General features: G+C 39.1%; 13 protein-coding genes and 1 tRNA gene. 1 reads left to right on the forward strand and 13 read right to left on the reverse strand.

Translation table 11 applies throughout. The annotated features are described in order from the left end of the window. Positions 1 to 251: 251 nt before the first annotated feature. The 13 genes from NL645_RS12740 to NL645_RS12795 form a co-directional block, all read right to left on the reverse strand. Complete coding sequence (locus NL645_RS12740) at positions 252 to 731, reverse strand: hypothetical protein (protein ID WP_253651799.1); 480 nt, start codon at positions 729 to 731, stop codon at positions 252 to 254. Then, a complete protein-coding gene (locus NL645_RS12745) occupies positions 724 to 4206 on the reverse strand; it encodes a hypothetical protein (RefSeq protein ID WP_253651800.1) in 3483 nt (1160 codons plus the stop codon). Before NL645_RS12745 ends, NL645_RS12740 begins: the two co-directional genes overlap by 8 nt. A 413-nt stretch (positions 4207 to 4619) precedes the next feature. Further along, positions 4620 to 4790 (reverse strand): HipA N-terminal domain-containing protein, encoded by a 171-nt coding sequence (locus NL645_RS23195; RefSeq protein ID WP_140100069.1) that lies wholly within the window; start codon positions 4788 to 4790, stop codon positions 4620 to 4622. Next, entirely contained in the window at positions 4784 to 5038 is a 255-nt protein-coding gene (locus tag NL645_RS12750) for a helix-turn-helix domain-containing protein (RefSeq protein ID WP_140100068.1), read from the reverse strand. The genes NL645_RS23195 and NL645_RS12750 overlap by 7 nt, the downstream gene beginning before the upstream one ends. Before the next feature lie 172 nt (positions 5039 to 5210). Continuing rightward, positions 5211 to 7022, reverse strand: a complete 1812-nt coding sequence (locus NL645_RS12755; RefSeq protein ID WP_253651801.1) for a relaxase/mobilization nuclease domain-containing protein — start codon at positions 7020 to 7022, stop codon at positions 5211 to 5213. After that, positions 7013 to 7600, reverse strand: a complete 588-nt coding sequence (locus NL645_RS12760) for a hypothetical protein (protein ID WP_053805379.1) — start codon at positions 7598 to 7600, stop codon at positions 7013 to 7015. Before NL645_RS12760 ends, NL645_RS12755 begins: the two co-directional genes overlap by 10 nt. A gap of 161 nt (positions 7601 to 7761) precedes the next feature. Continuing rightward, the gene (locus NL645_RS12765; protein ID WP_065871101.1) at positions 7762 to 8586 is read right to left on the reverse strand and encodes a hypothetical protein; all 825 of its coding nucleotides are present in this window, start codon (positions 8584 to 8586) and stop codon (positions 7762 to 7764) included. 2 nt (positions 8587 to 8588) lie between these two features. Continuing rightward, positions 8589 to 9869, reverse strand: a complete 1281-nt coding sequence (locus tag NL645_RS12770; RefSeq protein ID WP_253651802.1) for a site-specific integrase — start codon at positions 9867 to 9869, stop codon at positions 8589 to 8591. Between the two features lie 466 nt (positions 9870 to 10335). Next, positions 10336 to 11139 (reverse strand): hypothetical protein, encoded by an 804-nt coding sequence (locus NL645_RS12775; RefSeq protein WP_065871099.1) that lies wholly within the window; start codon positions 11137 to 11139, stop codon positions 10336 to 10338. A gap of 2 nt (positions 11140 to 11141) precedes the next feature. Beyond that, positions 11142 to 12476, reverse strand: coding sequence for a site-specific integrase (locus tag NL645_RS12780; RefSeq protein ID WP_065871098.1), 1335 nt, complete (start codon positions 12474 to 12476; stop codon positions 11142 to 11144). A gap of 88 nt (positions 12477 to 12564) precedes the next feature. Beyond that, positions 12565 to 12655 (reverse strand) — tRNA-Ser (locus NL645_RS12785). A gap of 154 nt (positions 12656 to 12809) precedes the next feature. After that, the gene (locus tag NL645_RS12790) at positions 12810 to 14618 is read right to left on the reverse strand and encodes a DUF3413 domain-containing protein (protein WP_253651803.1); all 1809 of its coding nucleotides are present in this window, start codon (positions 14616 to 14618) and stop codon (positions 12810 to 12812) included. 22 nt (positions 14619 to 14640) lie between these two features. Beyond that, positions 14641 to 14868, reverse strand: coding sequence for a YejL family protein (locus tag NL645_RS12795; RefSeq protein WP_005380722.1), 228 nt, complete (start codon positions 14866 to 14868; stop codon positions 14641 to 14643). An 85-nt stretch (positions 14869 to 14953) separates the two neighbouring features. Between NL645_RS12795 and yejK the strand changes: the two genes are divergently transcribed. Further along, the gene (yejK, locus tag NL645_RS12800; protein ID WP_005396521.1) at positions 14954 to 15952 is read left to right on the forward strand and encodes a nucleoid-associated protein YejK; all 999 of its coding nucleotides are present in this window, start codon (positions 14954 to 14956) and stop codon (positions 15950 to 15952) included. The last annotated feature ends 38 nt before the right edge of the window (positions 15953 to 15990 follow it).

Here is a 15990-nt window from a genome sequence, read left to right on the forward strand (position 1 = left end):
ACTGCTGATAATTCATGGTAGTACTGCTTGTTTCTTTGGCGAGAAGAGCGTACCACTTTCAGCAGTTGGCTTCCTCTTCTACACCTTTCCATGAATGTCGCACTTATTATCTGAAATCGGGTCTAATAGTAGATCTTGAGCTTCTTTAGCAGAAGGAACTAATTTTATGTTTTCACGAGGAATACCAAAATCAACCATCTTTCCAATTAAGGATTTATATCTTAAAATTTGATCATCAGCTATAAGTATTTTCATTTTTTATTAAATAGCCCTAATGTTTTTAATGTAGCAGATATTTTATTTTTCCATTCTGAATATGCGGAGTTATAATAAAGAACATCTATTAAAAATGTCCCAAACTCACTTTTTAATTCATCCGAAATTTGAGATAACTCAACTAAACCTTCTTCTCTCATAAAGGCTTCATAACCAGTTAACACGAGAGTAGGACAGGAAGATCCAGACATTTTAAGGTGCCGCAGTATCTCCAACCCTCCGAATCCTTGTGGTCTTCCCCCCCCTTCAATATCTGATATGTCATACGTAGGTAGAGACATATCTAAAATTATTAATTCAGGCTCGTTGTTATCTAGATAGTCTAAAGAGGAAGACACAGAATGAAAGAAGATAACCTCCAAGGAAGCACTATCTAAATGAGATTTAATGTGTTCCTCAATGTGTTTTCTTTTCGGGTCTTCGTCTTCTATGATCAATATGCTTCTTCTAGCCATGGACTTCCTCCATTGATATAGATGTCATAAATAATCTAGATGTTACATTCAATGTGAATGAGTCATCTATGACTCCGAAATCGATACTACCTAGCGGATCTTGTAATGCAGCCGCAGCGATTTTTAATAAACCACTACCACCCTCTTTTCTAGTTCTTCTTTCAAATTTCCTTTCATCTATTAACTTTTTAATCTCATCTAGCTTTTCATTAGTATTTTTAAGATTTTTACTAGAAAAATCACTCTTAATACTGATTGAATATGATTTTTCCTTCACTCTCGTTTCAATCGCAATGTTTGGCTCTTTAACACCAGAATGGCGACAAACATTACCTAACGCAACAAACATTACATCGTGAGCAAACATCAACGCTGTAGTATCAAGTAATAAATCCTCTTCATTAAATATAGATTTTCTTATTTTAGGATGGAAAGATTGATGGCACTTTAAGGTTGAGTCTATCGCGATGTCTACAATCTGTTCCGCATCAAAAGTGCTTTGAGCAATGTCATCTGTACCACTTCTAGAAAACCATTGTGCCGCTAAGTCTAATTGTCTTTGAACTTTAATGGAGCAATTTTTTATGTCATGTATAAGACTATGTAGTGCCATGTTCTGACATGGTACAATTTTCTTCAAGTTGATTGTAAGTTCATCGAACAATGCTACTATTGCTTGCTTCAAATTGTGTGATATGTATTGTCTGACTTTAGACAATGAGCTAGATAAAGATGTCCAGAAAACTTGAATGGCAATATCTACGAAGTCGCTAAACTCCGTTACTTTATGTGTCATCATTTGGAGAAGAAAAATCGCTTGTTCTTGAATTTCTAGCTGAATAAGCCCTTTAGGATTATCTGCACCATTTATTTGAAAATAGGCATTCTTTGTATTTTCTAGTAGATCATCAAACTTCTTATAAAATTTTCTTAACTCTTTATCAATGGCATTGATTCTATCTTCGGAATAATCGCTAAGTTTAGATAGTATATGCTGATTCTTATCATATTCTCCTGAACTTTCTTTCGTCGTAATAAGGTCATCAAACTCTAATGGCCCTCTAATTAAGCCGATAAAAGACTGATGTCTAACTCGTTTACTAAGATAAAAGTCTAGTCCATACTCAGGACTGTTGAGGAACTCATCGCTAAGTTTTGCTAATAGACTGATAAAAACCATATCGGCTTCTGTATCTTTATTCAGTGACCTCCATTTAGTAGTATTTCCTCCCTTTTTCAACAGCTCTGAAAATATCTCATTAAATTCATTTTCGAAGCTATCCTTGACCTTGACATCTAAAAGGTCATGATAGCGTCTATAGTCTTCAATTAACTCTTTTTCTGCCCATCGACCTAACGCATCAACATCTACGTGGATCCTAGTTCTATCAATGAACCTTTTTCCATTATCGATTGCTAAAGATTTTGCGATACCTGCCAACTCATCTTCATAAAAATCTGTAAATTCATAATCAATATTTGACATATGCGCACAAATTGCTTGCCTTTCGAGTAGTAATTCATTAGACCCTTGTACCAACTGATCTATAAACTGGTTTTTACAAACCTCTCTAAAAAAATATTTCCATACTCTTAACGGCGTGTTTCTTCTTAGTTTAAGCAACTCAGAAGGACGTCTTACTTTATTTTTTCTAACGCACTGCCTAATTGAAAATCTCAACATAGAAGCTGTTTCTGCATTACTATTTTGTTTCCATAGTAGATGTATGGCAACACTTACCAGTATAGGATCGTTCACATTCTTATACTTAGACCAATCATCACAGCTTAAAAATTTTTGTATATTAGATAAAGGATATGATTTATATTCCTTAACCCCTTCAGTCGCAATAAGTCTTGTTATATTATTTACGTCAGATATATTAAAATACGAGGATAATAGTAAATCCAAATTAATTGGCCATAAATTTCTGTAATTAGAACGACCTAAATCTATGATTGTATCAATTGCCGACTCATAATCTTCACTATTTATCATCGATATAGCAACGAGTGTTTTTCTGATACTTTCAGGAATGTCAAAATAATTATTATCAATGCCACGTATCAGATTCCAAGCATAGCTAGTTGCATTAGTGAAATTCTTTGAATTATTACTTCTAGGTGAATTCTCATGCCCTATAAACTTACAGTTAATACCGATATTACTAAAATTGTATTTACGTATAGGAACATTGCATAACATTAGTTCAGCGAAAGTATAAATATCTTTTATGAAATGCAGACCAGAATAATTTAAATAAATTTTCCTGATTTTATCTAGGTATATTTTACCATTAACATTACTTGGTAGGATTATTTCCCTCAATAAAAAAGGTATACTTGAAGGTGATGGTTCTAATTTCCTATCTCTTAACTCTTTTATGCTTGATAAAGCAAAGCCATAGTATATAAACTGCCAAGGATCGCATTTATCCTTTGCTGGCATTTTATTCCATCTTATAAGTGATTTTTTTATATTGCCGACAAATAAATTATCAGAAAGTTCATTGTTTCTAGTTGGTAAGGAATGAGGAGGTGTCTTAATACTACATATTATTTTTTTAATCCTATAATCATCAATATCAGTTAAATTATTACAGCATGATATGATAACTTTATTTAAGCTACTAAAATTATCACTTTGACTAATCTTCTGTAATATATCTAAATATGTATTATACAAATCAAACAGATGATGAGATTGCTCAATAAATAAAACGTCATTAAAACTCTCCAAGTCGCAAGTAAGCTCACCAGATAGTTTATACTTCAAGTAACGTTTAACGCTATCATCATAATACTTATGGTTTTCTAGCCTAGTATTCAAGTCTTCATTAAATTTAGTTATTGTTGTTTTATCTTCATTTCTAATACTTGTATAGTAGCTAATGAATCCCAGAAGACCACCTTTAACTTTACTTCTTACTTCAGCTACATATTCTTTTTGTTTCTCTAATCCGCCATTTGAATTTTCAAGTGCTATACGATTCTCATGTGTATAAAAGGATGTTCCGTGCTTACTCTCAAACTCTTCAATTAGAGAGATGGCTTCTGAAATCAAACCAGATATTATGAAGCACTCTAGTTTTTCATTGAATAAGATAAACTCATTTAGCAGTACGGAGTTTATCTTTAGTATGGTTGAAACCCATATGAGTTCATCTTCTAAGTCACTTCTAGAGACGCCCGTAGAGATAACACCTGCTAAGTCGACATACAGTGCATTTGACTTAGATAAGTCTGATGCGACAGTCTGATTTTGTTCTTGAACCCATAGAAGAAAAGGCTCAAACTCGTGCGGAAACAGTTTTGTTCTTGAATCCAGATAAATTTCTTTAAGCCCTCGACAATAAATATACGAAGGCTCCAAATTCAAACCTTTTTGAAAGGCAGTTGACCTAGCTTTAGATATTAGGCCTCTAAGTTTATTTTTTTGTTTATTTAGCGTTTTGGATTTTAGAGTTTTTCCCACACAGAGTTCCTCAGAGAAGCCAAAGTGATAGACTAACCTAGGATGCTATCTCAAATGACTGTACGATGAAACTAGTATCACAGATGATAGTGGATGTTGTGATTGGTTTTAAATTGCAATCAATTAATTATTGCAGTTGCGCTGTAGGAATGAATTAGTACCAATAATCATACTCTTTAGTGACACCATCATGTCTGTGGTGTGCTATTGGAAAGAACATTATGACCCCGTCTGAGAGAGAGCGCTTTTACGCCTTATATCAACAACACCTCACTCAACTCAAGCCTCAAGGTAAACGGAAAAAACAATTCCAGTATACTCTCTTGCTGTACGACGTATCACTGCCCCTCATGACTCCAAACAGGTTAAAAATACACAAAAAAATTAACCTATCCCGTAAGGCAGTTAACTAGCTAGCTTTCACCCTTGTTCGGCTCTCGACGCTGGGGACACGATAATATCGTGCGATACTTACTAGCGTTCAGCCAGTCTTCATCATATTGGAAGCTATGAGCATTGCTACGCTCTTCAGCGAACAAGCCTACCAACTCACTATGAATTAAAACGTGCAATTGCCTTACCACTTCTCATCGCTCCCATTATTCACTTGGTCTATGCTTTTGCCTTTCGGCACAATATGCATATCCAAATTTAGCGATGATAAGATACGAAATAGCGTCTGAATGCGGGTGGCTTCTGGATTAACCTCAAACTTAGAAACGGTGTCCTGTTTAAGACCCACTGGATCGGCAACTTTAGTTTGAGACAGATTCTTGTTTTTTCTTTCATCACGAAGATGTATTGCTAACTGCTTGGCCGATGTTATCAACATAACAATTCCTCATTTACCCTCGATAGAGGGTAGTTTTAGTTTTACCCCTGAAAGGGGGTAAGAATCACTTCAATTGGCGCTGATGGCATCTCCTTCTTACTAGCACATTATTGGGTGTGGTATCTGCACTAGGCTACTAGAAGAGCTTTTGTTGTCATAGTTTCAATTCAACTTATCGCTCCAATCCGTCTTGCTCATGCGGTTGTGGCTTCGTTAGTTTTTTAAGAACCCGCCTCAAACCGTCTTTCTTCATGCGTGGTATTTTACGTGTTTCATTTCCAATCAAGCGCGATTTCAGCTCACCCTTCAATTTCGGTTCGGAAGCTATAGCGTCAAAAGCTCGACTAAGTTCGAGATAGCTGTCCCGCTGTCTTTCTGCCAGCTTTCCAGCATGTTCAAGCGGCGTTTCAATTGCTCGATTTGCTGTCTCGTGGATACGGATACTTCGTTTGAGGCTTTCGATAGCCCCTGTAACGCTTCGACTGAGGCTTGGTATTCTTGTATCATGAGCTGATTGGTCTGAATAATGTCGTTCAGGATTGTTTTGCGTTCGTGTTGATACTGTTCTTGAATTTCTTTTATCGTGTTCAGGTAAAACTCGTTCTGTGTCTCGACCATAGCGAGTAAATGCTCGTTTGAAATCTGCTGATTCTTCGTCAATGACGTAATTTGTGAAGCTAATTGTTTCTCGATGTCGCTCATATTCTATTTTTCCAGCCAGTAGAAAACTCATCCATTCTTGGATAAACCTTTTTTGTTGCTCGTGATACTGCTCTAGCGCTAACTTTGCATTTCGTTCAGCTAATGCTTTTCTTTCTTCAATTTGCTTAACCATCTCAAACCCTTTTAGGGATGGGTTGAACTCAGGCATGTGTGCAAAATTAACCTGAGGTTGAGGTATGTAAAAAGATGGCGTAGCTGTCCAACGAGAGTTCAAAGGTAAGTAATGCGCTTTGCTCACATTGAATTCGGGCTTACTTTTGTGTAATCCGTAACGTCTGTTGTTGTAGCTAGCTCGTTTAATAATCGCTTTATCGAGTTGGTCTTTTAACTCCTCCAGTCGACTTTGTTTGTTTTGTAATGGCTCGCTGGACTGGGTTAAGGAGTCTCTAGAATGAAACTGCTCAGTAAACACAAAACCATAGAGACGCACGTTCTTTTTATCTTTAAAGTGCAAACGGACGAAGTTGCTCGATTCACTAACATGGGTAACCCCGACTTTTTCTTTAAACTTATCGCTACTTAGTGCTTGTATAATGTCATTGCGATTGTTTACTCGATTGCTAGTAATCATGTCTTTAATCCAGACATTGATTGCTTTCTTTAGCTTGTGCCGCTTGTCAAAGCCGTTACCGTCTTGAGTAAGTCGTTTATGAAGAGAATCGAGAGGACTCACTAAATCATGCTTAAGATTTAAGTAATCCCGCAGTAGATTGAAGTCTTGTTCATGCCCAGGTGGAGCAGGGTTGAATGACAATCCTGTTGCAAGGTGGATCCTAGGTATCAAGAAGTGGTTTTCAATATTAATTTGGTGCGTGTGACGCACCCAGTCGATTAGTCGCTCATCTTTAGGGAAACCAGCAAAGCACAACTCTTCAAACAATTCCCGCCACTCTGCTTCAATCTCTGGATTGGCTTGCAACTTCTCTGTATCTTCAAACGCATGAGCAATAACACCGCTGACGTATTTGTGTTTATGTGGGTTATGCTCAATTGCATATTCCACAGCTTTTCGGTTCCCGTTAATTGATTCTGGGGGTGGATCTCTGCGTCTCCCTTTTTGTTGCTGGAGTACGTAGTCGCATTCCCACTCTGTCTGTATGTCGTTCGTTTCTCTGGCAGATTTACGCATTTGATAAGCATCGCTGTAAATTTGTTTTTGCTCGTCACTGAGACTGCACAAAGGACCATATAGATAGTTAGTAGCAACTTGTGGGTCAGTCTGACCTATTCCGCTTGTTCGAAAGAATGAAATTACTGCCATGCTTCCACCGATAACGGGTCTACTTTAGCTACGCGGTAATAGTGATCCACATGTGGTTTCGCTAGAATATTCATTACTCGAAGATCGTGCTGCTCAAATGCTTTATTTAGCTGGTTAAGCTCAAGCAAGACTTGAACGGCTTCCGCTCCAGATTTATGAGTGTTACACCACTTGACGGTCTGATTAAGCAGAGAATTGAAACGTACGCGTTCATGGATTACGCCTAACATCTCTTTTCTAGTCTGCTCTGCAAAAGGTACTATGATTTGAGTTTTATATAAGGATTCTGACAAAATCTGTGACACGGTTTTGTTAGCTTGCTTAGCTTTGTTCTTCCAGATTTTTTTATCCAGCAGAGTGCAATTCATTTCCATTCGAGTATTTTTTGCTTCGCAGTAGTGATGGTAAAGCGCATCTACTTCAGCGGATTTTAAACCAGTCTCTTTCTTCAAACGGTTTTTGCTGATTTTAATGTTGTTCTCAACACAGTTATCAAGTGATTTTTCGAACAATTCGGAAAGCTTTGGATCGTTAAGATAGTGCTCTGTTATCTGCTTTTTCTTGTATTTTCTAGTCATATTAGTGCCTAATTCTTTAGGTCTGATTATTGTTTGGGGTAGTTAATTAAGGGGTTTGGGCGCAGCCCAAGCGTTCCTAAGCAGCCGCTTAGACTCCCAACCCGATGAAATTTTTCATACGGGGTTGGGGTAACCTTGCTCTTTACTCTTTAGCTTTTACATCAATTTTCCACACTGTCGTCGACATGGAATTCTTTGGATAAGCTGGGATCTGCATCACTCAAATCGCCAAAATACCAATCGGGATGACTGGAAGTGAGACTTTCAATGAGTTTTGTGTTGTGTTCTTGTAGGCGTTCTTTATCGCGAGTTAATGAAGCGATATGCTCATCTAACATTTTCGCGCGAGCGCGTTCAACAACAAGCTCTTGGTTTACCAACAGTAACGTGTCGAGCTTTTGCTGTTGGTGGTCAATTCGAGACCGATAGTCAGAAGCAACTTGCTCTGATTGAGCAAGTTTATTTTCTAACTCATTGCACTTTTGACTCTGTGAATCAGTTTGCCGTATCTGCTTTTGCAATTCGTCAATGAACTCAACAAGCTCTTTGTTTTCTTTTTCTAATTCATCAATTTGCTTAAGAGATTCTTGGGTATGGGCGCTAACGAGCTGTTGAACCTCACCATCGAAAGCCTGCCAAACGATAGACATTTCGGCTTGAAGCGCAGAAATCAGTCGCTGCTCTGAATCTACAAACCACAGCGCTTTGTTACGAACTATAGGAGTTGGTTTTGTAGCTTTCCTTAGTATTTTGAAAGCGATGGACACTCTTCCAAAATCACCGCCAACAAGTTTTTGCAGTGCTTTTGGTGAAGCTGGTGCGATATTTAAATCGCTAAATGCTGATGCATACTCGTCAATGGTTTTACCTTTTTCTGTTGAGTAGCCTTGTTTTTCCAGTTCAGTGGAAAATCTTTCACGTAGCAATACAAGGCTTTCTTCCTGACCGAGGAAGGCAGGAAGACAGGGAGGTGGGATAGCATCCATAATTACTGTCCTTCCTTAAGCGTATCTTCGATAATTTTGTAGATTTGCTCTCTGTGTTTGTCACTCTTTGAAGCACGAGCAAATTGAAGCAAGTTTTGAATAAAGAGTTTGTCATCATTAACAACAGACTCTGCTTCATCTTTAACCTGGGCGATTTCTGTCGGCACAACAATGCTATTTTCATCTGTCGTTTTAAATAGTTCTGCAACTGTTTTATCTGCTTTGACTTGCTCTTTCTTCAAACTCACTTTATTACGTTTCGCATAGTGCTTTTCTACAATGCTGACGTCTCGATGCCCGAGTAACTCCGCTATCCAAGCTACACTAACTCCGTTATTAAAATGGATCGATGCGGCGGTGTGTCGCAATTGATTTGGACCTCGATGTGCTACACCAGCCTCTTTCAAGAAACCAGTAAAGAACTGCTTCGCAAACTGTTTAGGATTCAGCCACGGATGCCCCGTTTGCTCATTAAAAAAAACAAATCTGCGTTTCTCTCGTTTAACTGTGATGTTATCTCGTTGTACAACGTTAATAACTGTTGGTGCTTTGTCACCCGTTAAACGTTCGAGTTTGCGGAGTAATTGAGCGGCTTCTGCTGATAACTCAATTGTTCGTTCAGACTCTTCTGTTTTAGTTACTTTGTATTTGTTTAATGGTTTAGCTAAATCAACGTATAGTCGACACTTTTCAATCCCTTGCTCGGTATAAAACTCGATATTTTCCCAGCAAGTACAAATAAGTTCGCTGATACGTAATGCCGTTAGAATGGCAAAAGAAGCCATGTCTTTTGCCATCTCATTGTCGGTATCAGTCAACAGTAATTGACGTACTTCATCTTCAGTGAATGGGAATGGATCATCATTGACAACTTTCAGGTTTTTGATTTTTTCCATTAGGTCGTTTTTCTGCTGTTCAGAGGAACAAGCTTTAGCGCAGACGGCTCGTAAGATAGTGTAACAACCGTTAATGACCTTGCCTTTTTTGCCTTGTGTGAGAAGTGTGATTTTGAGTTCATCAATATCTTCGATTGTAAGTTCAGATATTGGTTTATCACCTAAGTTTAGGATGATATGTCGACCGTGAGTCTTCATTCCGTTCAGTGTTGATTCAGCAACAACAAGCGCTTTAGTATTTAGCTCATGACAAACAGCTTGGGCGACTGAGCTTAGCGAGTAATCATCTTTGTTTAATGAAATGTCAGACTTGCGAGTGCCTTTCCGAGCTTTTTGAATTCGAGATTTCAGGCGAGGGGATTTTTCATTTTTCTTCGTAGGGTTCATTTCTAGACCTATAGAGTGATAGGCCATTAAGGGCGGCTCTTCTGGCGGAGCCTTATTATGTATAATGGTCTGGTTTATTTGTTTATTATCAAACCACAACGTTTCTTTTTACACAATAGTTACGCATAATTAACTTTAATGTAAGTCTATGTATAATAAAGAAAAATATACATATCTGGAATATTTTTTATAGCGTAACTTATTGATATTTATAAGTGTAAGTGCTGACTAACTTATCGCATTTTCTGAACTTGCAAGATGCCAACGTTTACCTTTAAATGCAATAAATGTGATTGCAATCACAAAAAAAAGACATAGTGCAAATAACTACACTACGTCTTATGGGGTTCATAGAAGAATAAATATTAGGGTTACAGTGCCGTTCTCACCAAGCAACACGGAGGCTACACACTTTTGTCGGAGTGCTTTCTACGTAATTTCGAGTGCCAGCGTTGGTGAGCAATCTTTATTCGTCATCATTTTTCGCCTCTCCAAGAAAATCTAGCATGCCCAAAAGTTCACCATTGAAGTTATTTTGATGACGAATCGCTAACTCTTCGATTAAAGCGATGGGTTTACTGTTTCGACGTTTATGCTCTACAGGCAGATCGTCTATTAACGATATTGCATGTATAGCCTTGCCAGAAACGGAGGATGTATACAAACGAACCTCTATATCTACTGATTCACATTGATTTGTAAGCGTTAATATCGAATCAGCAAAGTTTATTTTGAATCCCGTGTATCGCCCATACCTAGAAATCAAAATCAGCATCATCAACTCAAATTCGTCGGCAGGGATACGCATAGTAGTCCCGCATCTGAACCTTAAGTGCGATACTTGCTTAGCCCCTAACTGCACTTGTAAATTTTCAACAAGAAGAGCACCGTCCATAAAATCACGACGAATTTCATCATAGAAATATTGATACACCATATAGGGTAGACAAAGAGGCTCATCTTCACTTAATCCGTTGGTTTTTAACCAATCTCGGTAAGTATATTCGTTTAAATTGAGCAGTTTTTTGAAATTATCTACGCTGCCAATAGTAAGCTGTACTTTTTGTACACCGTGCTTTGATTCGAAATCATCTTGACTCAAGTAAGGATGAAGTCGCAAGAGATACATAGCTGTATCAATTAGGTGTATCTGCTCTACAGTTACCCCCATTTGTATAAAGCGGGATAGATCGAGTTGGTCTCGATATGAAGCAGCTTCTTCTAGTGCTAGAACAATAGCTTTTCGTAGCGATTGACTGAGTTCTTGCATAATTACCCCTCCAGATCCATTTGGAACGTGCTAACGATTTCAAGCAATTTCTCTAATTTATGTTTCTTCCCATATCGCCCGAAGGTCATGTTCGGATTATTATGACCAACCACCTCGGCTACGCTATGTTCTGGAACATCCTGCTCTTTAAGAACATCAATGAATGTGTGGCGTAGTCCATAAGCGGTAGGACGCTTGCCAGCAAGCATACCCAACTTGGTTTGTAGCTTCCCGAATTGCGTTCGATACGTTTTAGTCCAATCTTTATCTGGTCCGAGCGGTGAGTAATCGAATAGAGGGGCATTGCCTTTATGACGGCGGCTTTCGCAAAATATGACGAAATCATCACGAATCGCAGGGTGAAGAGGGACATTTCGAACTGCATGCTCGTTTTTCAAGTGCTGATCTTTGGATTGGTCGGTGACTCGAAAGTATGGGATCTCATCATCTACAACAATATCTTGGATATATGGCTGACAAGCTTCGCCAGTGCGTAACCCATGAAAGAGCTGTAGTTTAGTGATCCACTGAAAGTCCAACGATTGCTGAGTAAACGCTGGACTTTTAATTAGTAATGTCAGTTCATCAGTTGTCCAACGCTCACGTTGTTCAGAGACATGCTTTTTACTTTTGAACTGGGGATTTAAGTCTTGAGCAGGGTTATTAGGAATATATTTCTTTGATTTTAGCCATTTGAAGAACTGCTTACTTGCTGAGAAATAGTCCTTGTTGGTTTTGGTAGAACGTCCTTCAGAGTAGAGCAGATCTATATAACTATCTAGGTCAGAGCTACTGACTGTATTCCGATTTATGCCCTCCTTTTCAAGGAAATTGATACAGTGACTTATGCGTTGCTCAAGTTGATGGATCGTAAGCTGTCGAACATTACGCTTCTTCTTACTTTCTAGAAATCGCTCAAGCAACTGAGTAAAAGGTACTACTTCGGCAGAGATGCTCTTTACGCTCGGTTCAGTCTCTTCAAGGTTAGTTAGATCGATATTACTTGGAATGTCTGAAACAATGTCATCTTCAAAATACGCAACGGTTTTAGGGGTTAGTTTATAGGCTGTTGGCGAGCTGAAAGATTCTCGCAGCGTCTCCATCTGTTGGTGAAGGACAACCTTAAATTTTGGGAATAATACGGGATTGGTTAAATCAATTTGGCTAATAGCAATCTTAATGCAAGAAGCCATTTTAAAATTGCGCTCTATTGCTTCTGAGCGCTCTTTAGTTAAAAGACTAACTTTGATATCGAAAGGATAACCAAACTCACGTAGTTGTTTAGGGATGCAAATGCGAGTTTGATATACGCCATTAGGCGCTTTTTGTAAGTACATTGTCTCACCTCATTGTCATGAAAGTGATTTGCAGTACTGTAGATACGAAAAAGCCCTTGAAAATCAAGGGCTTAATGCGTAAGAAAAATGGCGGAGAGATAGGGATTTGAACCCTAGATACGCTATTAACGTATGCCGGTTTTCAAGACCGGTGCTTTCAACCACTCAGCCATCTCTCCGTTGTTGAGGCGCATAATATAAGGCTTTGAAAATGTTGTAAACCCCTAGTTGAACTGATTGGATGTTTACTGCGCAAATTTGTGGTTTGTGTTGTTTAAATAAACAAAAACTCCCCAAAAAGGGGAGTTTGAATAGTGTATGGATTGCTAGGTATTAATCGTTTTTAGAATAAAAACGCTGTAACTCAGTTAAACCTTGCATCAAAACTGGCAACTTCGGTGCATCATCTCGAAGTCGTTTGTAATTTTTGTCATACAACTTGTAGTTGCCAAACTTATCGATCACTGTGGTTTGTGAGCTAGTAATTAAGGCAAGCTCACGAGTGTCACCCGCTAGGATCCAACGGCGACGACTTTCGTCAAATAGGTTACGACCACTACTGTAATCATATGGGTTGGAAGATACACCGAGCATATCCTGCAACAACGTGACCGAAAGGTCCAAGTGGCTTGTGCTGTGATTAAATTCACCAGCCAACATTCCTGGCCATTGGATTACCATAGGAACTTGTAACTGATAACGGCTGTAGTTGCTGTTTGCGCCCCAGCTGTTCGTATTGGTTTCGTTAAACTCACTACCGTGATTAGAAGTGATAATCACGATGGTGTTTGTCAATAATCCATTTTTTTCAAGCTCATCAATAATACTAGCGACGGTTTTATCCGCTGATTTCACCGCATATTCATAAGCTTTTTTGAAGCGATCACTTGCGGACATTTCTTCGTCATTATTTGAAGGGATCGATTCAAAATTATCAACGGTGGTGACTTCGATGTAACTAAACCATGGTTGACTCGCTTTCTCTGTTAACCATATATTCCAGTTCGCGATAGATTGCTTATCGGTATGAGCTTGTGTGCCATCGAGGTCTTCCGCTAGTTTTAAGTCGCGGAAAATAATCTCTGAGTAGAGATCATCTTCAAACCCGCTGCCACTGAATAGGCCGAAGTTGTAACCCTGATCTTTCAGTACATCGAGTAACACTGGCGAAGCACCTTGCGCCTTGATGCTTGAGGCGTAACTGGTTGGTAAGCCGTAGAACAAACCAAAAGCCCCGTAAGTATCATTACTTGAACTGTAATGATTACGGAAGTTCTGATTGTTTTCGGCAAACTCATAGAGGTTAGGCATCTCTTCTGGATTCAGCGCGTCTGCACGCAGGTTATTTACGCTGATCATCAACACGTTGAGCTTATTGACTCGACGGTTAAACTCTAGCTTTTCTAGAGGGTAATTGACTAACTCTACGTTGCCTTCATTTTCCGCTAAGCGTTTTAGGTATTCCTCACGGTCAAGTAGACCATGTTTTTCCATAAAGCTCTTCGCCGTCATCGGATAAGACAATGGGAAGTTTGAACGCTGACTGGTAATTGGATTGTAGAAGTATGCATCTGCCCAAATATAAACCAAATGGCTGGTCATAAAGCTGAGGAAAAATACAGCTGCTAGAGGACGTCCTACGTGCTTATGAGATAGTTTGCGCTGTTTTCGCCATACCCATTCGGATAGAGCGAGCTGAATAAGGAAGATCAGCGGCATTACAACAAACAGATGTTGTAGATCAGTGCTGAGTGCACTTTTATCTTCGCTGAATAGTAACTCCCAAACGACAGGAGTTAAGTGCAAATTGATCGACTGATACGCTTGGGTATCAATCAATAATATGGTTTGCCCAACGGTCGCGAAAATCACTGCCACCAAACGGAACAATTTCCGCGATGGCAGGATAAACGTTAACGGGAATAGAACGAGCAAGTAAAGCGCGAAAACTAGAAAGCCAAAGTGACCAACCCAAGAAACCGCCAGATAAAACTGACCAAGTAACGTCTCGGGCCAAGGAGACTGAACAATGTAGCGTGTGCCTATCAACATCGATGCAACGATATTGAAGAATGCAAACCAGTGACCCCAACCAACCAGTCGAGATACACGTTCGCCGTATGAGTTTCCGCTGTCTACCATGTATGTGTTCTATTGTCCGTTATTAGTGTGTTTTTGGTGTTTCTAAAGAAGACATCAGCGCCTGAGCAAATTTTTCAGCAATCGCTTTGCGTTGTGAAGCAGCAACACGTTGATTTAAGACATTGGTTGCGATATTTCCGGCAATCATTAGCGTCAACTCAGGAGAAGCAGCGTGTTTTTCAAGAACTGTTGCTACTTCAGCAAGAATTTTCTCTACTTGCTCGTCAGTATATTTAGATGTAATCGGCATAAAGACTCTAATAATGATAGTAAAAGCGGCTTATGATAACCTACAATGCCCATCAACTAAAACCTTGTAGCAAGATAAAATCACTATGAGCCTTCATCTTTCAAACGTTATTCTGCATCAACTGTGCAAAAACGATCAGGACGAGCTAGTTGTAAACTTTCGTCCAGCATCATTAGAGAACGATGCATCTACTGAAAACTTAGTCGCTGAGCTTCACCGAGTATTCCATTCTAAAGCTGGTAAAGGTTTTGGCTCTTTCCAGTCAGACAGCGAATTTCAATTTTGGCTTCAAGAAATGCGCAAAGGAGAGCGAGATTTTTACGACTTCTCACAAATTAGTGCAAATCGCTTGAAAGAAGAGTTGATTAAGTACCCATTTGCGGATGAAGGTATTTTGGTTTTCGCTGAGTATCAGAGTTTAGCAACGGACTACTTGTTCATCGGTATCTTACCAATGAACCAAAGTTTAAAAGTGACCGAAGGTTTGGACATCAGTGCGACGGATTACCTAGATATCACCAAAATGGATATTGCGGCACGCATTGACTTGTCGAGCTACGACACTGACAAGGAATCTAATCGTTACTTGCAATACATCAAGGGACGCGTCGGCCGTAAAGTGGCGGATTTCTTCCTAGATTTCCTGCAAGCGGACATCGGCTTAGATACTAAACAACAAAACTTAGTGTTGATGCAGGCAGTGGATGATTTTTGTGCTGACTCGAAGCTAGAAAAGCAAGAAGTGAACGAGTACAAGAAACAAGTTTACGATTACTGCAATGAGCAAATTAAATCCGGTGATGAGGTTCAAATCTCAGAGCTTTCTGGAGAGCTTCCTCCAAGCCAAGATGGCACAAGCTTTATGGATTTCACCAAAGAGCAAGGGTACGAACTTGAAGAATCTTTCCCTGGTGACCGTGCGACGGTTCGCAAACTGACTAAATTTGTTGGCGCTGGTGGTGGCTTGAATATTAGCTTTGATAGCCTATTGCTTGGCGAGCGTATTTTTTATGACCCAGAGACGGATACCTTAACGATTAAAGGTACGCCTCCAAATCTAAAAGATCAGCTGAGTCGCAACTAAAACCGTATCGTCAAATTAAGAGAGCCAATGGCTCTCTT

Origin of the sequence: Vibrio sp. Y51_MX_L26 (assembly GCF_024181935.1) — a bacterium.
Classification (GTDB): domain Bacteria; phylum Pseudomonadota; class Gammaproteobacteria; order Enterobacterales; family Vibrionaceae; genus Vibrio; species Vibrio diabolicus.